The 21,116-nt window shown below is 61.8% G+C and carries 19 protein-coding genes and 1 pseudogene; 5 read left to right on the top strand and 15 right to left on the bottom strand.

Annotation, left to right across the window (positions count from 1 at the left end):
• Position 1 precedes the first annotated feature (1 nt).
• Genes OVA00_RS07580 through OVA00_RS07570 form a run of 3 tightly spaced genes read right to left on the bottom strand, consistent with a single transcriptional unit; the run spans position 2 to position 3,555 of the window.
• Positions 2-952, bottom strand: a complete 951-nt coding sequence (locus OVA00_RS07580; protein ID WP_060529200.1) for an ABC transporter permease — start codon at positions 950-952, stop codon at positions 2-4.
• A gap of 10 nt (positions 953-962) precedes the next feature.
• Positions 963-1,934: an ABC transporter permease gene (locus OVA00_RS07575; protein ID WP_034797927.1), complete on the bottom strand. Its 972-nt coding sequence runs from the start codon at positions 1,932-1,934 to the stop codon at positions 963-965.
• A 58-nt stretch (positions 1,935-1,992) separates the two neighbouring features.
• Positions 1,993-3,555 (bottom strand): ABC transporter substrate-binding protein, encoded by a 1,563-nt coding sequence (locus OVA00_RS07570; protein ID WP_268088476.1) that lies wholly within the window; start codon positions 3,553-3,555, stop codon positions 1,993-1,995.
• A gap of 663 nt (positions 3,556-4,218) precedes the next feature.
• Here OVA00_RS07570 and OVA00_RS07565 point away from each other — a divergent pair.
• Entirely contained in the window at positions 4,219-4,794 is a 576-nt protein-coding gene (locus OVA00_RS07565) for a nucleoside 2-deoxyribosyltransferase (protein WP_060521100.1), read from the top strand.
• Between the two features lie 32 nt (positions 4,795-4,826).
• On the opposite strand, the gene OVA00_RS07560 is transcribed toward OVA00_RS07565, so the two are convergent.
• On the bottom strand, positions 4,827-5,519 hold the full coding sequence (locus OVA00_RS07560; protein WP_034798066.1) for a pentapeptide repeat-containing protein: 693 nt from the start codon (positions 5,517-5,519) through the stop codon (positions 4,827-4,829).
• A 241-nt stretch (positions 5,520-5,760) separates the two neighbouring features.
• Positions 5,761-6,714 (bottom strand): LysR substrate-binding domain-containing protein, encoded by a 954-nt coding sequence (locus OVA00_RS07555; RefSeq protein WP_244546774.1) that lies wholly within the window; start codon positions 6,712-6,714, stop codon positions 5,761-5,763.
• Between the two features lie 40 nt (positions 6,715-6,754).
• Between OVA00_RS07555 and OVA00_RS07550 the strand changes: the two genes are divergently transcribed.
• The 3 genes from OVA00_RS07550 (at position 6,755) to OVA00_RS07540 (ending at position 9,461) form a co-directional block, all read left to right on the top strand.
• Positions 6,755-7,372 (top strand): LysE family transporter, encoded by a 618-nt coding sequence (locus tag OVA00_RS07550; protein ID WP_268088475.1) that lies wholly within the window; start codon positions 6,755-6,757, stop codon positions 7,370-7,372.
• 102 nt (positions 7,373-7,474) lie between these two features.
• Positions 7,475-8,872 (top strand): aminotransferase-like domain-containing protein, encoded by a 1,398-nt coding sequence (locus tag OVA00_RS07545; protein WP_268088474.1) that lies wholly within the window; start codon positions 7,475-7,477, stop codon positions 8,870-8,872.
• Between the two features lie 178 nt (positions 8,873-9,050).
• Positions 9,051-9,461 (top strand): DUF983 domain-containing protein, encoded by a 411-nt coding sequence (locus OVA00_RS07540; protein WP_252160918.1) that lies wholly within the window; start codon positions 9,051-9,053, stop codon positions 9,459-9,461.
• 120 nt (positions 9,462-9,581) lie between these two features.
• On the opposite strand, the pseudogene OVA00_RS07535 reads toward OVA00_RS07540, so the two are convergent.
• From OVA00_RS07535 to OVA00_RS07500, 8 genes and pseudogenes are all read right to left on the bottom strand, one after another.
• Positions 9,582-9,774 (bottom strand): annotated as a pseudogene (locus OVA00_RS07535) (porin); the annotation flags it as partial.
• A 153-nt stretch (positions 9,775-9,927) separates the two neighbouring features.
• The gene (locus tag OVA00_RS07530) at positions 9,928-10,530 is read right to left on the bottom strand and encodes an alkylhydroperoxidase domain protein (RefSeq protein WP_268088473.1); all 603 of its coding nucleotides are present in this window, start codon (positions 10,528-10,530) and stop codon (positions 9,928-9,930) included.
• 20 nt (positions 10,531-10,550) lie between these two features.
• Positions 10,551-11,168 (bottom strand): CMD domain protein, encoded by a 618-nt coding sequence (locus OVA00_RS07525; protein WP_268088472.1) that lies wholly within the window; start codon positions 11,166-11,168, stop codon positions 10,551-10,553.
• Positions 11,169-11,207: 39 nt separating this feature from the next.
• A complete protein-coding gene (locus OVA00_RS07520) occupies positions 11,208-12,254 on the bottom strand; it encodes a putative FMN-dependent luciferase-like monooxygenase (protein WP_110819106.1) in 1,047 nt (348 codons plus the stop codon).
• 27 nt (positions 12,255-12,281) lie between these two features.
• Positions 12,282-13,922, bottom strand: coding sequence for a dipeptide ABC transporter ATP-binding protein (locus OVA00_RS07515; RefSeq protein WP_268088471.1), 1,641 nt, complete (start codon positions 13,920-13,922; stop codon positions 12,282-12,284).
• On the bottom strand, positions 13,919-14,800 hold the full coding sequence (locus OVA00_RS07510) for an ABC transporter permease (RefSeq protein WP_268088470.1): 882 nt from the start codon (positions 14,798-14,800) through the stop codon (positions 13,919-13,921). The genes OVA00_RS07515 and OVA00_RS07510 overlap by 4 nt, the downstream gene beginning before the upstream one ends.
• Positions 14,797-15,741 (bottom strand): ABC transporter permease, encoded by a 945-nt coding sequence (locus OVA00_RS07505; RefSeq protein WP_060610516.1) that lies wholly within the window; start codon positions 15,739-15,741, stop codon positions 14,797-14,799. Before OVA00_RS07505 ends, OVA00_RS07510 begins: the two co-directional genes overlap by 4 nt.
• A 66-nt stretch (positions 15,742-15,807) precedes the next feature.
• Complete coding sequence (locus OVA00_RS07500) at positions 15,808-17,445, bottom strand: TIGR04028 family ABC transporter substrate-binding protein (protein WP_060529211.1); 1,638 nt, start codon at positions 17,443-17,445, stop codon at positions 15,808-15,810.
• Positions 17,446-17,776: 331 nt separating this feature from the next.
• On the opposite strand from OVA00_RS07500, the gene galE reads away from it, so the two are divergent.
• A complete protein-coding gene (gene galE / locus OVA00_RS07495; RefSeq protein ID WP_077965108.1) occupies positions 17,777-18,763 on the top strand; it encodes a UDP-glucose 4-epimerase GalE in 987 nt (328 codons plus the stop codon).
• A gap of 55 nt (positions 18,764-18,818) precedes the next feature.
• Here galE and OVA00_RS07490 read toward each other — a convergent pair whose 3' ends face one another.
• Together OVA00_RS07490 and OVA00_RS07485 are read right to left on the bottom strand one after the other, a co-directional pair.
• Positions 18,819-19,835: an acyltransferase family protein gene (locus tag OVA00_RS07490; protein ID WP_252160600.1), complete on the bottom strand. Its 1,017-nt coding sequence runs from the start codon at positions 19,833-19,835 to the stop codon at positions 18,819-18,821.
• Positions 19,832-21,115: an O-antigen ligase family protein gene (locus tag OVA00_RS07485; RefSeq protein WP_268088469.1), complete on the bottom strand. Its 1,284-nt coding sequence runs from the start codon at positions 21,113-21,115 to the stop codon at positions 19,832-19,834. Before OVA00_RS07485 ends, OVA00_RS07490 begins: the two co-directional genes overlap by 4 nt.
• Position 21,116 lies beyond the last annotated feature (1 nt).

Below are 21,116 nucleotides of genomic sequence, written 5' to 3'. Positions count from 1 at the left end.
TTCACCTCAATTTCGGATTGAGCGCATCGCGCAGCCAGTCACCGAGAAGGTTGACCGAAACCACGAGAAGGCAAAGCTGGACGACGGGGAAGAGCACCACCCACCATACGCCCGAAAACAGGAACTGGTTGCCGAGACGGATCAGCGTTCCAAGGCTCGGCTGGCTCGGCGGCATGCCGATACCCAGGAACGAAAGCGTCGCTTCGGTCAGGATCGCCATGCCGAAGTTCAGGGTCGCGGCAACCATGATCGGCGTCAGCGTGTTCGGCAGGATGTGCTTCAGCATGATGCGCCGCGCTGGCGTTTTCAGAAGACGCGCCGCCTGAACGTATTCCTTGCCGCGCTCGACGATCGTCTGGGCCCGCACGGTACGGGCATATTGCACCCAGGCGCTGAGCGTGATCGCCAGCACCAGGACGGCGGCAGAGCCGACGTCCCGCAGTTCCGGCGGCAGCATCTGGCGCGCGACGGCACTGACGAGAATGGCGATCAGGATCGTCGGGATCGACAGAAGCACGTCGCCGATGCGCATCAGGAAGTTGTCGATGAAGCGGCCGAAATAGCCGGCAACGAGGCCGAGGCTAAGGCCGACGGCGAGCGAAAGCACAACCGAGGCGACGCCGATCAGGATCGAGATGCGCGAGCCATAGAGAATGGCCGAGAGCATGTCGCGCCCTTGCGTGTCGGTGCCGAGCACGTAAGGCCATTGGCCGTCGGCCTCCCAGATCGGCGGCAGCTCGGAGTTCCAGAGCTCGAGCTGAGCCGGATCGAAGGGGTTCTGCGGCGCAATCAAAGGTGCTGCAAAGGCGGTCGCGATCAGGAACGTAAGGATGATCGCGCCGATGATTGCCGAAGGCTTGTGGGTGAAGGACCACCAGAGATCGCTCTGGCGCCAGCGGGCAAGCCGCGAAGGCTTGCGCGCCGGTGTGGTTTGCTGGACGTGATCTGTCATGGCAACGACCTCAGCGGGTTGCATCGCGCAACCGCGGATCGATGACCGCATAGGCGATATCGACGAGCGTATTGAGCGTGACGAAGATGAAGGAGACGATGCAGAGATAGCCCGCCATGACCGGCATATCGAGGAAGGTGACCGCCTGGATGAAGAGCATGCCCATGCCCGGCCACTGGAACACCGTTTCGGTGATCAGCGCGAAGGCGATCAGCGAGCCGAAGTTCATCGCCGTCATGGTGACAACCGGCATCAGACAGTTCCTGAGCGCATGTCGGAAATAGATCCGCCACCGCGGCACGCCACGGGCGCGTGCGAACTTGATGAAGTCCGAGCGCAGCACTTCCATCATTTCTGCGCGCACCAGACGCATGACCAGAGTGATCTGGTAGAGCGCGAGTGCGAGCGACGGCAGAAGCAGCGATGCGCGGCCCGACGACGTCAACAGGCCGGTGCTCCACCAGCCGAGCTGCACCACATCGCCGCGCCCGAAAGCAGGTACGAGGCCGAGCGTTACGGCGAAGACGAGGATCAGAAGGATACCGACGACGAAGCTCGGCAAGGAGACGCCGATGATACTGACGAACTGCAACCCCTCGGAATACCATCGCCCTCGGTGGATAGCGGTCAGGACACCAAGCGGAAGACCGATCAGGAGCGACAGGACGGTTGCGACCAGCGCCAGTTCCATCGTTGCCGGGAAGCGCTCGGCAATGAGCTTCATCACGTCCTGGCCGTTGCGGTAGCTGATGCCGAAATCGCCCTGGGCGGCATTGCCGACGAAGCGGCCGAACTGGGTGAGGAACGAATCGTTGAGCCCGAGCTTTTCGCGCAGCTCGATACGGTCGGCCTGCGACATCTGCTCGTTGGCCATCAACTCGACCGGGTCGCCAGCGAAGCGGAAGATCAGGAAGGCGAGCAGCGCGACGGCGAGCATGACCAGAACGGCATTGGCCAGCCGCTTGATGAGAAAGACAATCATTGGGTTTCTCGCTGAATGAGGAGCCCCGGCAAAGCACGCTCTGCCGGGGCAAGAAAACTCAATCGCCGATACGGGTCAGCCAGTGACGCGGCTTGTTGTCGGCCCGAATGGTCACATCCGTGACGTTCTTCGACATTGCCCAGGCCATCGGCTGCTGGTGCAACGGGATCATGATGACCTCATCCTTGGCGAACTTCAGCGCCTCGGTTTCGATCGCCAGACGCTTGTCGTGATCCATCTCGAGCGCGGCCTTCTTCACCATCGCGTCGAGTTCCGGATAGGACCAGCCGCCATAGTTGGCGACGCCGGCCGCGCCTTCGCGGGTCGAGAGAACCTGAACCAGGATCGAGTAGGCATCGAGCGTCGGCTCGTTGGCCCAGCCGATCATGTAGGCGTCGGACTTGCCGCCGGCGCGCTTCGGCGCCTGCACGGCGCGCGGACCGATGTCGAGGGTCGGCTTCAGACCGACGCGCGACAGCATAGAGACCAGTGCGCTGCAGACGTCTTCCTCGTTGACGCTTTCGTCGTTCATGCAGACGAGCGTGAACTCCTTGCCGACGGCGCCTGCCTCTTCGAGCAGCTTCTTGGAGAGTTCCGGATCATAGGCGGTCGGCACGTCGAGTTCGGCGCTGTAGCCCGGGATTTCCGGAGCAACCATGGTGCCGGCGACATGCGACTTGCCGCGCATCACGCGCTTGAAGATCAGTTGGCGGTCGATGGCATGGTCAATCGCCTGGCGCACCTTGATGTTGTTGAAGAAGTTTTGGCGACCGTCGGCGAAGGTCTCGTGACGGTTGAAGACCATGTGAACGGTGCGCAGGTCAGTGCGCTCGATGACCTTGATGTCCGGCGAGCTCTTTAGGCGCTCAAGATCCTGCACCGGCGCACCATCGGTCAGATCGATTTCGCCCGAAAGCAGCGCTGCAACGCGGGTTGCGGCCGAGGTAATCGGCATGAATTCGATGCGGTCGAGATTGTGCTTCGGCGTATCCCACCAGCCGTCGTTCTTGATGAGAACGGTCTTGCTGTCGGGCACGCGCGATTCGACCTTGAACGGGCCGGTGCCGTTGGTGTTGTAGGTGGCGAAGCCTTCGACCTTGGCGCCGACATCGGTCGGCAGCTCGGACTTGTTGTCGACCAGCCAGTCCTTGTCGAACATGAAGATGTTGGTCATGTCGTTGAGGAAGAGCGGGTTCGGCGAATTGACTTCGATGTCGACCGTGTAATCGTCGACCTTGGTGGTCGAGACATAGGCCGGAATGTTGCCGCGCAGCGGCGAGGTCGGATGGCTGACGCGGGCCATGGAGGCGACGACGTCGTCAGCGTTGAACTCGGCGCCGTTTTGGAACTTTACGCCCTTGCGCAGATGGAAGCGCCAGACCTTGTCCTTGACCATCTCCCAGCTCGTGGCGAGCGCCGGCTCGACCTTGAACTCCGGCGTATAGCGGGTCAGGCCTTCGTACACGTGGTTGAGGAAGGCCAGGTTCGAGGTGCTGCCATAGGAATAGGGGTCGAGCGAGAAGATATCCCGCGGGCTACCCCAACGCAGCGTTTCGGCGGAGGCCGAGGATGCGAGAAAGGCAAATGCCAACCCCGCGAGGAGATGCTTTCTCAGTTTCATGTCGTTCCCTCTGTTTTCTCATCAGTCGCCATATGCAGGCGCCCTCACCCACTCGTGAGCAAGTTGCCCTAGATTTGAAGCTGTCGGCGACAATGTCAACTATTTTGTCGACAATTTTGTATGCATGATTGTTTAAAGTCGCATACGGCGGTGAAAACGACGGCCCACCAGCGGACGAGGGCAAGGGAAAAATAAGGGGGAAGCGGCAACCATGGAGCGAATCGAAACCGGAGAAGCGCCCTTGCAAACCGGCGGCGGGCATTCTGGCATGCCTGCGTGCAAACAGGATTCGTTAGGAAACACCCGTATTGAGGAGTGTTTCCGCATGCGAACGTGGCGGAGACCGAGCCGCCAACGACCTGCGAGCCTTCCCGTGGGATGGTGCGCGCGCCGGTGGCGGCGTTTGCGATCGCAGCCCCCGCTGACATCGGCTGCAGATTTTGACACGTCCGCATGACCAGCTCGCCCGCGTGGCATGCGCAAATCTCCGGAATTGACCGAAGGTGGCACATGGCGAGCCACGGGCGTCTCCACCGGTGCGGCAATGCGCTCAGCCAGCATCCCTGCTTCCCACGCTCCAAAAAACCGTGGGCAAGTTGAAGTCCATGGCTAGGCTCGGCGCTGCAGCTCTCCTAGATTGGCCGCTCGAAAATGTGAGGAGAAATGCGCGTGAAAGTCTATCTCGCTGGCCCGGAAGTGTTTCTGCCCAATGCGGCGGAGATTCAGAAATTGAAGGCAGAGTTGGCGCGTGCAGCCGGGTTCACACCGCTCGTGCCCGGCGATCTTGAGATTCCGCCGGCTCCGACCAAGCATCAGCGCGGCCTTGCGATCTACGCCGTCGACGAAGGCATGATGCTTGCCGCCGACATGATCATCGCCAACCTGACACCGTTTCGCGGCATCAGCGCCGATGTCGGCACGGTCTTCGAACTCGGCTTCATGTGCGGTCACAGCAAGCACGTCTATGCCTATACGAACACCTCCCGCAGCTACTACGAGCGCATCTTGCACGACCACTACGGCGGCAAGGCCGGCTTGCGCCTCGACGGCCGCATGGCCGGTCCGGACGGGCTCAGCATCGAAGACTTCGATATGGCCGACAACCTGATGCTCGATGGCGGCGTTCTGCGAAGGGAAGGCAGGCTCGTCCAGCGCGAAGTGCCTGAGGCCGATCGCCTGACCGACCTGCAAGCCTTCAAGGAATGCCTTGCAATTGCCGCAAAGCGGCATTTGGCATAACGACCGATTGGGCCGCGGCTTTGTGACGGCGATCAGTCGCTGGCGCAGGGCCAGCCCGCCGGCGTGCTCATGCCGGCGGGAAGCTTGGTCGAGCTGTCACCGCAAGTCATGTCGACCTGCTCCTGTTCAAGTCCGGTTGCCTCGGACAGGTCGACGCCCTCGATACGTGTCAGGAACATGAACGCCCCCTGGAAATCGATCGGGCCGGAAAAACTCGTGCTGGTCAGGTCCGCGCGCGAAAGGTTGGCATGGGTAAACCGGGTTCCGGTGAGCTCCGCCTTGTCGAAATTCGCCCGGCCGAGTTCGGCCTTCTCAAAGCTTGCCCCCGTCAGGCGGGCACCGCTGAAATTGGCCCGCTGCAGCTCGGAATTGACGAACGATGCCTTCTCGGCGGAGACGCCTGCGAAATTGCACCGATAGGCTTCGATTTTGGAGAAGTTCGCGCCATTCGCGGTAGCCCCCGCAATCGAGGATCGAACCAGAGTTGCCTTTTCCAGATTGGCTTCTGTCAGGTTCGCACCGCGCAGATCCGTCAAGGTGAAGTCGGTGTTGACGAGATTGGCACCCTGAAGGTCGCTGCCGCCGAGCATAAGCGCTTTCTTGTTGCAGTCGGTCCAATCGGCTCCAGGCGATGCGGAATCCTTGCAACTGGCGGCATGCGCCATCGACGGCGCTGCGAACGCCACTAGGCCTATAGCCGCCGCCGGAACGACCAGTGCCTTCATGACGTCGGCCACGATCCTCGATGCCTTTGCGCTAGCCGGGCGCAGCGTACCCCGCTCCTGGCCGAGATTGATTTTGAGGATGTTCATGGCGCCGCTCCAGGACCCGAGGGTCGAATCGATTGCATATCAGGTGCTTCGCGCGCCTTTCCGCCGACTGGCATCGCCGGTCATGCGCGCGTGTTCGTTAAACGTATGACGTTGCTCGCCTTTATGCAAATGACAGAAATGAAAACGGTCCGTTTCAGATCGATACGGCCAGCAGCCAGTCACGCAACGCCGCGCTTGGTCCATGGTCGCCGATCGCTGACGGCGACAGCAGATGATAGGCCGTACCGTCTTCGATAAATCCGCATGGCGCGGCCAGGATGCCATTGTCGATATCGTCGCGGACGAGTTGCCAAGGCCCGATCGCCACGCCGATCCCGGCGATGGCCGCCTGAAGGCTGATATAGAAATGCTCGAAGACTTGGCCGCGCTGTTCGGGTGCGGCGCGGTCTGCCGTCGTCCCCCAGGTCTCCCACGCATTTGGCCGCGTTCGCGTATGCAAGGGGATCGCGTCCTTGCGCAATTGAGGCAAAGAGCCGGCCTCAGCCTCGTTAAAAAACAGGGCGATTTTGTCCGTTCGGCAGACCGGACCTATTCGCTCCGGAAAGAGCGGCACGGCATGCGTGCCGCCCGCTCGAGGAAAATCATCGCGTCGGATCGCCAGATCGATGCCACGGCCCAAGGACACCGGCCCACCTCCGGCAACGAGATGGATAGACACCTCCGGATGCCGCGCCTGGAAATCAGGAAGGCGCGGTATCAGCCAGCGCATCAGAAGGGTCGGCTCGCAGGACACCACCAGCGCCGGCGTTCGCGCCACGTCCCTGATCTCCCGGACGGCACTCTCCACCAGACCGAAACCTTCGCGCACGGCCGCCGCCAGCTTTCGCCCGGCTTCTGTCAGGAAGACACGCCGGCTGCGGCGTTCGAACAGCGCCACGCCGAGTTCATCTTCGATAAGCCGGACCGCGCGACTGATCGCGCCGTGCGTCAGATGGAGCGCGTCCGCGGCGCGACTGAAGCTCTCGAGTCTGGCCGCCGCCTCGAAACAGCGCAGCGCCGCCAGCGGCGGAAGCCGCGTCGCCGACATCTGTGAGTGCAGCTCACCAAAATGGTCAGAACTCATCGTTAGTCGCTTCTCATCGATCAAGTTATTTAGACATTAATGAAAGAGACGAACGGGAAAGACAATGACTGAACTGTTAGCTGTAGTAACCATTACAATCTTTGCCGTCATCAGTCCGGGACCGGATTTCGCGATGGTGACACGCAACAGCCTGCTTTTGTCGCGACGGGCCGGCGTCCTGACGGCGCTCGGTATCGTCGCCGGCGTCTGGGTCCATGTCGCCTACACTCTGCTCGGCGTCGGCCTCTTGATCCGCCAGTCGCTATTTCTCTTCACAGTCCTGAAGTTCGTCGGCGCCGCCTATCTGATCTGGCTTGGCATCAGGATGCTACGCACCAAGCCAGCCGAAACGACGGGCTTGGCCGCACATCCCGCCCTCTCCGACATCGGTGCGCTGCGTGTGGGGTTTCTCACGAACGCGCTCAACCCCAAAACGACGATCTTTGTCGTCAGCCTGTTCATGCAAGTCGTCGGGCCGACCACGGCTCTGCCCGTCCAGATGGGTTACGGCGCGTTTATCTCTGCCGCACATCTGATCTGGTTCGCAATCGTTGCCCTGTTCTTTTCCTCCGGCACGGTAAGGCTTCGTCTTATCGCGCTTCGCCATTGGATCGATCGCACCTTCGGCGCCCTGCTCGTCGGCTTCGGCGCGTTGCTGGCAACGGCAAGCGTGACACGCTAGGCGACGCTTGGTCGCGGGCGCGCCGCTGCATTCCCACTGTTAACACTTGCCCTCAATCTGATAACCATGCAATATCCATACAATTAGCATGAGGTAATCGCGATGGCGGACGTGCGCTTGGGAATTTCGTGGCAACCGGTAATCCGTAAATCGGATGGACCGCTTTATCTCGCGATCGCCGACGCCATCGCTGCCGATATCAGCGAAGGGCGCCTGTCCGAGGGGATGCGTCTGCCGCCGCAGCGCACGCTTGCCGAGGCGCTGGGGATCGACTTCACCACCGTCAGTCGCGCCTATAACGAAGCCCGGCATCGCGGCCTCGTCGAGGGCCGGGTCGGCCAGGGCACCTACGTGAAAACGCGACGCATCCGAACCGACCGTACGCCGGCAGGCGGCCTCATCGACATGAGCATGAACCTGCCGCCGTTGTTCGACGACCCGATGCTCGCCGCTCGGCTCTGGGACGACATGGCGGCGCTGCAGGCCGATCATGGGCTCGAACTCCTGATGCGATACCAGCCGCCGGGCGGCACCCTGCACAACCGTGCTGCAGGCGCCGCATGGCTGAAACCCAGGCTGGGCGAGGTTCCGGCTGAGCGCGTTCTGATTGCCGCTGGCGCGCAAGGGGCTCTGCTTGCCACGCTTGGCAGCCTGACCAAGGCCGGTGACATGATTTGCGCCGAGGCAATCACCTACCCCGGCCTGCGCGCGCTCGCAGCACATCTCGGCATCAGGCTGCACGGCCTCGCCATGGATCGAGAGGGCCTCCTGCCCGAAGCATTCGAAGAACTCTGCGCGAAGGAAACGCCGAAAGCGCTCTATTGTAATCCGACGCTTCACAATCCCACGACAACGACACTTTCGCTCGAACGGCGCCAGGCGATCGTCACAATTGCCCGGCGGCACGACGTAGCGATCATCGAAGACGATGCCTATGGCGCCCTTCCCGTTTCGACGCCGCGCCCGTTGGCGGCACTGGCGCCTGACCTCGTCTACTATGTCGGCGGCCTTGCGAAATGCCTGTCGCCGGCCTTGCGCATCGCCTATCTTGTCGTGCCGGACAGCCGAAGCTCGGTCCGCGTCGAAGGCGCGATCCGCGCCACGGTCGGCATGGCGTCCCCTCTTGCGGCCGCTATCGCCACGCGCTGGATCGAGGACGGGACGGCTGACGCCGTGCTCGCAGCCATACGTAGAGAGACGGCGGCGCGACAGCGCATCGTCTCCGAGCTTCTTCCAGCCGGCGTCGCACAAACGCATCCGCACGCCTTTCACGCCTGGCTGCAGCTGCCGCCTCCTTGGACACGCGGCGAACTGAGCGCGCGATTGCAAGCGGCCGGCATCAGCGTCGTTGCAAGCGACGCCTTTGCGCTCGGCGCGCCACCGGAAGCCGTCCGCCTCGGCCTCGGCGCCGCTGCCGGCCACGCGGAGCTGCGACGCAGTCTTCTTGTCATCAACGACCTCATCGGCCAGCCCCCCGCCGCCTCAAGCTTCGTGGTGTAAATGGTCGGCGGGCGAAATTGTCGCAGACATGTATGCATACAATAAATTGACAATGTATGTTTTTCGGCGCCTAATCTTGGCGAGCCTGATGCGGCCCCAAGAAGAAGAAGCGGCCGCATATCCAGGCAATCTCGGCGCAAAACTCCAGCGCCAACCGGAACGCCTGAAAGGAACAAACATGTCTTCCGATAGTGATTGGCCGCCGATCCCGCCCATGCAGACTGGCTTGCGCGGCCGCTGCCCGCGCTGCGGGCAAGGGCACCTGTTCAACGGCTTCCTGAAGATGCGCAAGGAATGCGAAGTCTGCGGCCTGGATTACTCCTTTGCCGATCCGGCCGATGGCCCCGCTTTCTTCGTCATCTGCTTTGCCTGCGTACCGAGCGTTTTTCTTGGCGTCTGGCTGGAAGTTCAATACAGCGCACCGCTCTGGATACACCTACTGGTGACCGGGCCCTTCATGCTGCTGACCTGCATTCCGCCGCTTCGCCCCCTGAAGGGCTGGCTCGTCTCAAGTCAGTTCTTCTACAAGGCTGAGGAAGGCAAGGTCGTAAGGCGAAACGCCGAGCCGCCGGTGGCGACGACGCAGTAGATCCTGAGTGCCGGAGAATCCTAGACCCTCCAAATATATCGCTAGAAAATAATTGCGCCGCCTACTGTTCAAAGTTGACGGCGCTTTCACCGGAAGCCTCTCTTCCCAAAGGCCGGCTCTACCAAACGAGATTTGGAAGCGGATGAAGCCACCGATCTTGAGGCAGGTGTCGGTGCCCGGGATGTAGAAGTAGCCAGTGCCGAAGCGTCGCAAACGCGAACGTATTCCATGGCTCCGGCTCCGCTGCAACGATGGGATCGGCGGCCTGGGCGCCGGAAAATGCTGCGAGAGCAGCAGCGGAGCCGAGAGCGATCTAGGTCGCAGTCGGACGACCAGGTTCTCGGCTACGTCCGTCTGCAGCGTAACTTCTAACCCGATTAAACTCGGATGAAGGAGGCCCGCAACATCTCTCGACCTTGCGGGCTCTCTATGTGTGGTGCCAGTTGCGGCGGATCGCGTGAGCGGCTTAGTTTGCCGGTGTCGGCTCTCCAAGTGAGAGCATCAGCCGGTTTGCCCAATTGAAGAAGGCGGCACCATGGATGACGTCGGCGATCTCCAGTTCGTCGAGGCCTGCTGCCGAAAGTCGGCCGATGTGCTCCTCCCCAAAGGTTGGCGGGTTCGCCGTCAACGCCACAGAAGCGGCGACGATTGCATTCCAGCGTTCGCCGAGATCGGTTTCGACGCCCTCGTCGAGGAGCTTCTGCACATCCTCTGTGCGCTTTGAGTGATGCGAAGCGAAGCGCGAATGTACGGAGGCGCAGAAGATGCAGCCGTTATATCTAGACGCGGCGGTCGCCGCCAGTTCGCGCTCGGCGCGCGGCAGGCCCGAGCGGGTGTTGTAGAAGATGTCCTTGTCAGTTTTCGTGCGCGCTTCAAGCACTTCCGGATCGCGCACGAGCAGGCGGAAGTAGGGCGACTTTGCCCGCCCAGCCTCGACCAGGCCTTTGAGGTGACGCTCCGTCAGCTCTTCCTCAGGCAAGGGATGCAGCCACGGTGTCCAGCCGATCTCGGCCTGCGTGAAGGTAACAGGCGGATTTTCAACGATCGGGATGATGGCATGCTCGGTCATTCGCATGTCCTCTTGAGTTCTTAAGCCGCAGCGCGCTTCGTGGCGGTCGACAGCAAGCCAAGACCGGTGATGACGCGGATTTGAAACGCAACGAAGGAAACCAACTGCGACAGGGTCACGACACCATTTGTCGTCCAGCCAGCGTCGAGCAAGGCTTGCAACGCCTGCGGGCTGGCATCACGCAAATGGAAGACGAGCAGGTGGGCGTGCTCCAGCGCGGCGGACAGCTTACGGCCGAGCACCTCGCGGCTTGACCGTGATACTTGATAGAGTGGGCCGGCTTCATTCTCTCCATTGAGCGGCCCGTCCGGATAGTTGCCGTATGGCCCTGTTGCTCGTCCTGCCCCGATCTCGGCCTTGATAACCTCGATCAACCAGCGATCGGTGTCGCTATCCTCGAAAGGACTGCTGTAAAATTCAAAAATGTCCGGCTGACGGTGCAGGCCGGCAACGAAACTTGCGATCGCATGCCGCTCCGCCGCCGACACGTCTCCGAAATCCGCGGGCTGAAAGAGTGCAAGATAGCTTTTCTGCGCCTGTTCGCGGGTTTCCGGCCGTTGGGCGCGAATGCGGTCGAGCGCCGACCCGGCGGTGATGCCGGCCAGCAGATCGATGATATCCGGTGACGTGGTGGTCATGACGTCGTCTCCTTTGAAAAATGGAACCAGCTGTTCGTTTCAACCGACGGCGCCGAAACGCCGGGCATGGAATTTCTCCTGCGGCGACCAGCCGAGCGCCGGAGCGACCTTGGTGGCGATGAGCTCGATGGAGCGCAGAATCAATGGGTGCGGCGGATCAACGGAATGAACCTGGAACACCAGATCGGTGACACGCTCCAGCGTCTCATCTGCGCTGAGACTGGCGATGACGTCGTCAACGGAGCCGACATGTACGTCGAAGGCCGCAATCAGATCGGCAAGCGAATTGCCGGGAACTGTATGACCGCTAGCGATCAGTCGTTCCGCACCCCGTCTCAACCCAACCTCGGCAAGCCGCAACGCTTCGGCGCGGCTGTCGGCAACGAACAGGCTGCGAGAACCGAGGATACGCGGCGCGCGGCCGGAAGGAAGCGCATGCAGATAGGCGTCGATGATCGGGTTTTGCAACTCCGCCAACGAAGCGTGCGGATTGTCTTCTGGCCGCGGTTGGGTGCGTGACAACATCAGGCCGTCGCCGGCCCGCCCTGCCCGCTCGCCACCCGCCACCGAAAAGGTTGCCTGCCAGATACGGCCGAGCAGTTGCGGCGCTGACGGGTAGAGGCGATCTCCGCCTGGAAGGCCACGACCTGCCCAAGCGTCGAGAACCGTTTGGAGATGCCTGCCGAAGATCGCGCCGCGATCGGCGCTTTCCAAGCCAAAGGCCGTGAAGGAGGACGGCGTGCCGCCGGTCCCGAACCCGACCTCCAGTCGCCCGCCGGAGAGCAGATCGAAAACGGCGGCGTCCTCGGCCACCCGGATCGGATTTTCGAGCGGCAGCGTAATGACACCGGTTCCAAGACGGATGCGCGTCGTCTCCGCGGCGACATGGGCAAGGAAAACCAGGGGCGCCGGAAGGCCGCCTTCGTCCGCGTGGAAATGGTGCTGCGCGACCCAGGCCGTGTCGAAGCCGAAACGCTCGGCGGTGACGATCTGCTCCTTTGCGTAATGGTAGCGGGTGCCCGCCGGAACGTCGTCGAGCAGTCGGGTAAAAAAACCGAGGCGTTTGCGTGGCGTCGTCTCAATCATGGTCGGTCCTGTCTGTAGTCCGCTGCTTCAGGCCGCAGCCCGGCGGTTGCGTCCGGGAATGGCATTGATCAGCTCACGGGTGTAATCGCTGCGAGGGTTTTCGAAGACGTCGGAAACGGTTCCGCCGTCGACCAGCCGCCCATCCTTCAGAACCGAAACGGTGTCCGAGATCTGACGCACCACGGCGAGGTCGTGGGAAACGAAGAGGTAGGTGAGCCCGAGGTCGCCCTGCAGTTCGTCCAAGAGTTCGAGAATGCGGGCCTGCACGCTGACGTCGAGTGCGGAAACCGCTTCGTCGAGCACAACCAGTTGCGGATCGAGCACGAGCGCCCGGGCGATGGCAGCACGCTGGCGCTGGCCGCCGGAAAGCGCATGGGGCCGCCGTGCAAATGCGTCCTCGGGCAAACCGACGCGGCCAAGGATCGCCCTAGCCTTCTCCTCGCGATCAGAACGCAGGAGCCCCGGGTAATTTGTCAGCGGCTCGGTCACGATCTGCAGCACGCTTTGACGCGGGTCCAGCGAGCCGTAGGGATTCTGGTAAACGAGCTGGACCTTGCGGCGGAACTGCCGAAGCCCCTCTCCGGTCAGGCCCGAGACATTGGTGCCGTCGATCTCAATCCGCCCCGCCGTCGGCCTGTCAAAGCCGACGATGTTGCGGATCGTCGTCGTCTTCCCAGAACCGGATTCCCCGACGATCGCATGGGTCGTTCCGCGCCGGACGCGGAAGCTCAGGTCGTCGACGGCGCGTAGCGGGGATCCGCCGTCCTTGCGAACGAATTCGCGGACAAGGCCCTCGACGAGGACGATATCGTCCGGAGCCTCCGCAACGGGTGGTCGAACCGTTGCCAACCTCGGGGGGGCGGTAAAGGATGGCGCGTCCGAAAGCAGTTGTTTCGTGTAGGGACTGCGTGGTGCGGCCAGAACAGCGCCCGTTGCGCCCTGCTCCTGAATCCGGCCGCCCTGTAGGACGACGATCCGATCGGCCCGGTCGGCGGCAACACCGAGATCGTGGGTCACCAGAAGCACGGCCGTACCATACTCGGTTCGCAACTCGTCGATGAGATCAAGAATGCGCTTCTGGACTGTGACGTCGAGCGCGCTCGTCGGCTCGTCGGCGATGATCAGCTGCGGCTTCAGCGCAATCGCAATCGCAATCAAGACCCTTTGGCGCATGCCGCCCGACAGTTCATGCGGATACTGCCGCGTCCGAAGTGCCGGCTCGCTCAAGCCGACGCGGGCCAGAAGAGAGAGCACCCGGGCCTCGATCTCGTCGGATCGCAGCGCGCCGTGGATACGGAACATCTCGCCGAGTTGCGAGCCGATCGTCTTGACCGGATTGAGCGAACTTCCCGGATCCTGAGGCACGAGGCTGATCCTAGCGCCGCGCACCGTGTCCAGTTGCCGATCCGTCCAGCGGGCAATGTCGGTTCCGTTCAGCTTGATGGTTCCGCGTTCCACTCGGCCATTCGCAGCGAGCAGACCGATGATCGACTGTGCGGTCGTCGTCTTGCCGGAACCGGATTCACCGACAAGGGCCACAACCTCACCTGGATTGATGCGAAACGAAACGTCATGAACGGCGCGGCGTTCGCCGCTGCTGTCAGCGTAGGCAATGCAAAGATCCTCGACCTCGAGAACGGGGGGAAAAGGTCCAGGTATGACGGTCATGCTGCGGCCCTCCCGAAAGATTGGCTGACGCGATTGGCAGCCAGCACGACGAGGACAACCACGATGCCGGGCGCGGTGGTCAGCCACCAGGCGGTCGAAATGTAATTGCGCCCCTCGGCGATCAGCAGCCCCCATTCCGGGGTCGGCGGCGGCGCGCCGTAGCCGAGAAATCCGAGCGTCGAAATCTGCAGTACGGCCGATCCGAATTGCAGCGCGGCAAAGGCGACGACCGAGGTTAAGGAATTCGGCAGAATATGGCGCCACAGAACCGAGGCAAAGGTCCCGCCACTGCCGAAGGCCGCCTCGACATAATCGCTGCGACGCACGCGCACGACTTCCGCCCGCGCCAGCCGGGCAAAGCCTGCGACCGAGGTGACCCCAACAGCGATTGCCGCGTTCACAGTTCCAAAGCCGAGCAGGATAATGATGCTGAGCGAAAGCAGCAGCGGAGGGATCGACAGGAGCACGTCGACAACGCGCATGATCGCATCGTCGAAGCGACGCCGCACCGAACCTGCGACGACGCCGAGACCGGTGCCAACCGCAAGTCCCAGCCCAACGGCGACAAAAGCACCGGTCAGGGAATGGACGGCCCCGTAGACGATGCGCGCATAGAGATCGCGCCCGAGCGCATCGGTTCCGAGCAGATGATCAGCGCTCGGCCGCTGCAACTGCGCGCCACCGACGCCCTCAAGCGGGTTGTAGCCTGTGAAGAACGAGGGGGCGACCGCCCAGAGGAAAACAGAACCGAGGATAAGCCAGGAAAGGGCCAGTCCTACGGGTACACGGCGCAGCCGCGATGCCGCGCCAGAACGCAGTTCGCTCTTTGCTCTTGGCGCCGCAACGGCGTCATCGTGAAGCGTATCGAAGGTCGTCATGCAACGGCTCCCGTTTTGGTCCTAAGGCGTGGGTCGAGCACCGGATAGAGCAGGTCCACAGCGAGATTGATGATCACGAAGGCCAGCGCAGACAGAACGACGATCGCCTGAAGCACGGCTGCGTCCTGGCTGCCCACGGCGCGTTCGGTCAGTCCGCCAATGCCGTTCAGCCCGAAGACGGTCTCCGTCACCACTGCCCCGGCAATCAGTTCGCCGAACAACACGCCGGCAATCGTCAGCGTCGGAAGCAGCGCGTTCTTCGCGACGTGCCGCCAGAGAACCCAAAGGCGAGTGGCGCCCTTTGCCCGCGCCACGGCGACGAAGGGGCGCGTCAACACCTCGTCGATATTGCGAACGAGCACCTGCGCCAGTGGCGCGGAAATCGGCACGGCAAGTGTCGCGACCGGCAGGATCAATTCCTGCCAGGGACCAGGGTTGATGACGGGCACGAGTTTCAGGCGGAAGGAGAAGATCTGGATGAGCATGATGCCGAGCCAGAAGGTCGGGATAGAAATGAAAAGCGACGGAACCGACTGCAGCGCGCCACGCAGCCACGCAAACGGCGCGAGACTGGAGAGGAAAGCGATGACGGTCGCCAGGATCGCAGCTAGCAGGAAGCCGAGCCCCGCGAGCTTCAGCGTTGCCGGCAGATGCGCAGCAAGCAGACTTGAAACCGGAACACCGGCTTGAACCGAGTAGCCGAAGTTGCCGGCCAGGAACTTGCCGATAGTCCGCGCGTATTGCACCGGCACGGAGCTATCGATCGCATAAGAGGCGCGGATTTCGGCGACCTGTTCGGCGGTCAGGCCGAGATCGGGGTTCTGGAACTTAATGAGGATCGCATCGCCGGGCATTGCCTGCAGCAGCACGAAAGAGATCGTGAATGCGGCCCAAAGCACAAACAGAGCCTGAGCAACACGATTGAACAAATAGGCTGACATGATCCGTTCCTCGCAGGCGGATTTCAGAGACGACGGCCACCGACGTTGCGGTGGCCGTCGAACCGATCAATGTTCAGCAAGCCAGGTGCTGTAGAAGCTTGGACGCCCGACGGCCTCGAATGCCACGCCCTGGACGTAGGGCGCACCTGCATAGGCCTGCGGCTCCTCGAAGATCGGGATCGCATAGGCTTGATCGACGACGTAATCCTGAACCTCGCCGGCAATCGCGAGGCGCTTCTGGCGATCCGGCTCGGACGCGAGCGCATCGAGCAGACCATTCAGCTTGGTATCGACGAAGCTCTGGACCTTGTCGCTAAGCCCGCCCTTCTGGCGCAGCACATCGCGGTTCTTCGGATAGTACTGGCTCTTGATCACATCGGGATCGGCACGGCCGACCATGGCAGGCGACACCGGCGTCTTCAGCGGATCGAGATCATCCACCGTCTTGCTGCCGCTATCGCCGGCAAGAACGCTCAGCTTGACGCCCACCTTTCCCCACTGCTGCGCGACCAGTTGCAGCGTTTCCTTGTTCTGCGGCTGCGGCAGCGATTCATAAGCCGTCAGCACCAGTTCCTTGCCGTCCTTCTGGCGCAGACCGTTGGCGGCGACCGACCAGCCCGCTTCATCGAGCAGGGCCTTGGCCTTCGCCGGATCAAAAGCGAGCTTGGCCGAGATATCCTTGTAGCCGAGGGCCGACGACGCGATGATCGAGGTTGCCTGCGGATAATTGGCAGAAAACAATGTGGTGACGATTTCCTTGGTGTCGGTCGCATGCAGCAGCGCCTGACGCACCCTGATGTCGGACACCAACGGGTTGTCTGGGCGGAAGACGACACTGTTGTTCACCCCGCGGGTGGAAGGCGCGTAGATCTGATAGTCCTGCGCCTCGACTTGGCCCTCGTCATAGGCCTGGACCTGGCGGATGAAATCCGCCTGCCCTGCGAGCAGTGCACCAATGCGCACGCTGTCTTCACCGGTGATGATGTACTTGATGCCGTCGAGATAGGCGCGGCCCTGGTGTTCGAGTTTGGCCGGGCCCCAATTGTATTCGTCGCGCGCCTTCAGGTTCAGTTCCTTGCCGATCGTCTCGCTCTCAACGACAAACGGTCCGGAGCCGATGATTTTCGTGGCGTCGCCGAGTTCTTCGAAGGGCAGTGCCAGCGTGCTTGCCGCGACCAGGCCCGAACCGATCACGGACGTTCCCTGAAGGAACCCCGGCGACGGCTTCTTGAAGTAGAATTTGACCGTCAGCGGATCGACGACTTCGCTGCGCTCGTAGTTGTTGATGACCTCGGAGACCGGCTGCTTCAAGGCTTTGTTGCCGAGGCCGAAGACGTCATAGTTCTTGGCAACCGCAGCCGCGTCGAGCGGCGAACCATCGGAGAACGTCACGCCGGGACGGATCTTGAACGTATATTCGGTCGCATTCGCGTTGACCGTCCAGGACTCGGCGATCCAGGGCTCGATCTCCAGCGTCTTCGGGTTCTGATAGGTCAGCTTGTCGGTGATCTGGTTGAGGATGCCACCGTTCGGATAAAAGCCGCCGGCCGGCGGGTAGAGGTTCGTATGGGCCTGCTGCTCAAGATAGATCAGCGTACCGCCCTTGACCGGATCTGCCGCTTGCGCCTGCGCGTCGCTCAGAGCCAGGCCAGTGGTCGCAAGTGTGGCGAGCGTCAGTGCCAAGCGTTTCAGTTTCGTCGTCATGAGAGCCTTCCTTCAGAAATCTGGAGGCTATGGTACGACTGCGGCCGCCATAATCAATTAAATCTAGTAAATTAATATGCTATATGTTTTACCCGAACCGAAAGAAGCATCTAGCGCGACGTCGCCGGGGAGATAATTGTCCCTTCCCGCATTTTTCCCACCAATTTTGAAGGGCCGGGATCGACGGAAGTGTGGAAAGAAGCCCGCTGGTAACCACCGCCACATACGCGACATGGACACGTGCTTGATTGCGCGCGGCATTGACACCATTGTCGTCATCCGTTGAAAAATCTTGGCAATTTCTCTGAACCTCCCAAGGATCGTAAGCATCATGGAAAGCAATAAAGTCCTCGTCGTCGGCGGTGCCGGCTACATCGGCTCGCATACGTGCCTCGAACTCGCCAACAAGGGTTTCGAGCCTGTCGTTTACGACAACCTTTCGAACGGCCACGAAGAATTCGTCAAATGGGGCGTGCTGGAAAAGGGTGATATCCGCGACCGAAAGCGGCTCGACGAAGTCCTTGCCCGTCACAAGCCACGCGCCATCCTGCATTTTGCCGCGATGATCGAGGTGGGTGAATCGGTGAAAGACCCGGTTTCCTTCTACGACAACAATGTCATCGGCACGCTGACCTTGCTTTCGGCTGCCCTTGCCGCGGGCGTCGAAGCGTTCGTCTTCTCTTCGACCTGCGCCACCTATGGCCTGCCGGAGAGCGTGCCGATCGACGAACAGCACCGCCAGGCGCCGATCAACCCTTACGGCCGGACCAAATGGGTGTGCGAACAGGCACTGAAGGACTACGGGCAGTACAAGGGCCTGCGCTCGGTGATCCTGCGCTACTTCAACGCCGCTGGCGCCGATCCGGAAGGCCGCATCGGCGAGTGGCACGAGCCGGAGACGCATGCCATCCCGCTCGCCATCGACGCGGCCCTCGGCCGACGCCAGAGTTTCAAGATCTTCGGCACGGACTACGACACCCGCGACGGCACCTGCGTGCGCGACTACATCCACGTGCTTGATCTTGCCGACGCCCATGTGCGCGCGGTCGAACACCTGCTTTCGGGCGGCGACAGCGTCGAGCTCAACCTCGGAACAGGCACCGGCACGACCGTCAAGGAACTCTTGACGGCGATTTCCGAGGTTTCGGGACGCGAATTCCAGGTCGATCTCGTCGACCGCCGCGAAGGGGATTCGACCACCCTGGTCGCCAACAACGACAAGGCGCGCGACATTCTCGGCTGGGTTCCGAAATACGGTCTCACCGACATCACGCGCACGGCCTGGAACTGGCATTCCCGTCGTAATCAGGGCGCCTGAGATACAGACCACGTCTGGCGCGGCGGTGATCGCCGCGCCAGACGGCTCCGATTTGTCAGGCCGTGTGCTGCACCGGCCTTGAGAAAAAGCCCGAGCGCAGCCGTGTGGCCAGCGGCTTCTCGATCAGAAGATAGGCGAAAACGCCGAGCGCGGTCCCCGCAATGACCGCCAGCAGCGCCGATGTGAGCAGCCCTATACCCATCATTCCACAAGCCTTGACCACGACCGAAATCGCAAAGGTGTGCCAGAGGTAGATCGAGTAGGATGCGTCGCCGAGCATCATCGGCAGCCTGCTGGGGCGGAACCAGCCCTGCGCTTCGAGCGCCAGCGTTCCCAAGACGAGCATGACGGCCAAAGGCCCGAGGATGAATTCGTCGAAAGGCAGGCGAAGCACGGCGACCGCCGCAAATCCTGAAAACGCGCCGGCGACAAGCACAAGGCCGGACATTGCGCCCGGCACCCTGCCTCTCATCCACAACTCGGCGACGATCATGCCTGCCACAAATTCAAGAATAATCGGCCGCGTATAGGTGACGAAGAGCGCGTTGTCGCTGTCGACGGCAAAGCCGATGGCAACCAGCGCCGAGAAACAGCCAGCGATCGCCGGCAGCCGCCTCGACCGCGGCAACAGCAGTGTCAAGGCGAAGACCGCATAGAAGAACATCTCGTAGTTCAGCGTCCACCCCTGCACCAGCGCTGGCCAGATTTCGCCGCTGCTTGGCGATCGCATGGGAATGAACAGCAGCGAGGAAAGCACATGCGCGTTGCTCAAGACCAGATTGGGAAACAGGCCAACAAGGCCGCCGATGACCATGACCGCGGTTGCGAGCCAGTAGATCGGCGCGATCCTCTGTATGCGATCACGGAGGAAGGCGAGCGGTGACACCGGCCGCCGTTCGCTGATCACCCACATGATGAAGCCGCTGATGACAAAGAAGACATCGACGCCGGCAGCACCAATTGCGAAGTGGTGCCCGGTGCGCTCGGCGGCATGAAAGACGACGACCCCGAGCGCTGCGACGGCCCGCAGATACTGAATGCCGTAGATCGTCGTCGTCGGGGCGCTGATCATTGATACCTCAGTCGTAGCGGGATCTCCGATACGGCCGGCGCCGGACGATCTTCGACGCTCTGGTGCGTGCGCGCTTCCGGTAAAGTCAGCTTTCCGGCGGCGAAATAGAGCAGGAACGAGCCGATGTGATAGGGGTTCATGATGTCGATTTCGACGAAGGACCGCACCAGCAGAAGCAGCGCTATGCCGAAGAGCACGGAAGATTGCGTGTCATGATCCTGCGTCAACAACCGCTTGGTATGCCCGAGCACGGTTATCAGAAGGATGCCGGACAGAAGCACGAGCCCGATCGCGCCGGTCTCCACCATCGCTTCGATAAAGGTGTTGTGGAAGTGGAAGCCGGAGCGCGTGGCAATATAGAACTCTTCCCACAGGCGTTCGGGCTCCGAGAAGCCCTGGACCCAATAGGCCTGATAGCCGACACCGACCAGCGGTGAGGACATGGCCGCCTCGATGCCCTGCTGCCACAGATAGGTCCGTCCGGTTAGGGTGGAATCCTTGCCGAAAAGTCCGAGGACAAGATCGACGCCCCCACCATAGATGGCCGCAACGGCGACCATGACGCCACAGACGGCGGCGGCGAGGAAGAGCCCCTTGCGGTGTGCCGGCGACAATAGTCCGACCAACCGCATGCCCAGCCACAGCCCGAGGATGACCACTGTGGTCAACACCGACGTCGCCGATTGCGAGGCAAAAAGTGAATAGGCCGACAGCAACGCGACCAGGCTGGATGCCGCGAACCACAGGCCGCGTTCGCCAAGCGCGATCGGCGCGACAAAGGCGAAATAGATGCCGAGCGAGGCGTAGAAGCCCAGTTGGTTCTTCGAGGCGAAAGCGCCGACGAAGCTGTAAGTGCCGTCGAGAGGATCGAGGTGGTAGACGCCGAAGAGCAGTGAGTAGACGAGAACGACGCCGGTTCCGGCAATCGCGCCGCGCACCAGGGTCCTGATGTCGACAACCCGCATGGCAATCAGGGCGCAGATCACGTGGGAGAGATACTGTATCCCCGTTCGCGCCGTCATTCCGGGGGCCGCCGACCAAAAGACCGACAGGCAGGCGAAGATCGCAAATCCTAAGATCCAGAGGCGGATTCCGTAGTTGCCGAGCACACGACGGTAATCGACCAGCACCAGCGGCAGCCACAGGCCATAGTAGAGTAGGATCGACGCCTGTCCGAAGCGCGAGGAATAGGCGAAGACGAAGAGCGATAGCGCGATCGCAACAGTGCCATAGACACCATTGCGATCGGAAGAAATCAGGCTCGCCTTCGAAATTTTCACA

Origin of the sequence: Ensifer sp. SL37 (assembly GCF_026672675.1) — a bacterium.
GTDB classification, from domain to species: domain Bacteria; phylum Pseudomonadota; class Alphaproteobacteria; order Rhizobiales; family Rhizobiaceae; genus Ensifer; species Ensifer adhaerens.
This window is presented reverse-complemented; position numbering and strand designations above follow the sequence as displayed.

Excerpts from the sequence above, each read along its gene's own strand:
- OVA00_RS07580 (WP_060529200.1), bottom strand. The coding sequence starts at position 952 with ATGACAGATCACGTCCAGCAAACCACACCGGCGCGCAAGCCTTCGCGG.
- OVA00_RS07540 (WP_252160918.1), top strand. The coding sequence starts at position 9,051 with ATGTCTTCCGATAGTGATTGGCCGCCGATCCCGCCCATGCAGACTGGC.
- OVA00_RS07490 (WP_252160600.1), bottom strand. The coding sequence starts at position 19,835 with ATGATCAGCGCCCCGACGACGACGATCTACGGCATTCAGTATCTGCGG.
- OVA00_RS07575 (WP_034797927.1), bottom strand. The coding sequence starts at position 1,934 with ATGATTGTCTTTCTCATCAAGCGGCTGGCCAATGCCGTTCTGGTCATG.
- OVA00_RS07500 (WP_060529211.1), bottom strand. The coding sequence starts at position 17,445 with ATGACGACGAAACTGAAACGCTTGGCACTGACGCTCGCCACACTTGCG.
- OVA00_RS07520 (WP_110819106.1), bottom strand. The coding sequence starts at position 12,254 with ATGATTGAGACGACGCCACGCAAACGCCTCGGTTTTTTTACCCGACTG.
- OVA00_RS07565 (WP_060521100.1), top strand. The coding sequence starts at position 4,219 with ATGCGCGTGAAAGTCTATCTCGCTGGCCCGGAAGTGTTTCTGCCCAAT.
- OVA00_RS07505 (WP_060610516.1), bottom strand. The coding sequence starts at position 15,741 with ATGTCAGCCTATTTGTTCAATCGTGTTGCTCAGGCTCTGTTTGTGCTT.
- galE (WP_077965108.1), top strand. The coding sequence starts at position 17,777 with ATGGAAAGCAATAAAGTCCTCGTCGTCGGCGGTGCCGGCTACATCGGC.
- OVA00_RS07560 (WP_034798066.1), bottom strand. The coding sequence starts at position 5,519 with ATGAAGGCACTGGTCGTTCCGGCGGCGGCTATAGGCCTAGTGGCGTTC.
- OVA00_RS07525 (WP_268088472.1), bottom strand. The coding sequence starts at position 11,168 with ATGACCACCACGTCACCGGATATCATCGATCTGCTGGCCGGCATCACC.
- OVA00_RS07570 (WP_268088476.1), bottom strand. The coding sequence starts at position 3,555 with ATGAAACTGAGAAAGCATCTCCTCGCGGGGTTGGCATTTGCCTTTCTC.
- OVA00_RS07510 (WP_268088470.1), bottom strand. The coding sequence starts at position 14,800 with ATGACGACCTTCGATACGCTTCACGATGACGCCGTTGCGGCGCCAAGA.
- OVA00_RS07515 (WP_268088471.1), bottom strand. The coding sequence starts at position 13,922 with ATGACCGTCATACCTGGACCTTTTCCCCCCGTTCTCGAGGTCGAGGAT.
- OVA00_RS07545 (WP_268088474.1), top strand. The coding sequence starts at position 7,475 with ATGGCGGACGTGCGCTTGGGAATTTCGTGGCAACCGGTAATCCGTAAA.
- OVA00_RS07530 (WP_268088473.1), bottom strand. The coding sequence starts at position 10,530 with ATGACCGAGCATGCCATCATCCCGATCGTTGAAAATCCGCCTGTTACC.
- OVA00_RS07550 (WP_268088475.1), top strand. The coding sequence starts at position 6,755 with ATGACTGAACTGTTAGCTGTAGTAACCATTACAATCTTTGCCGTCATC.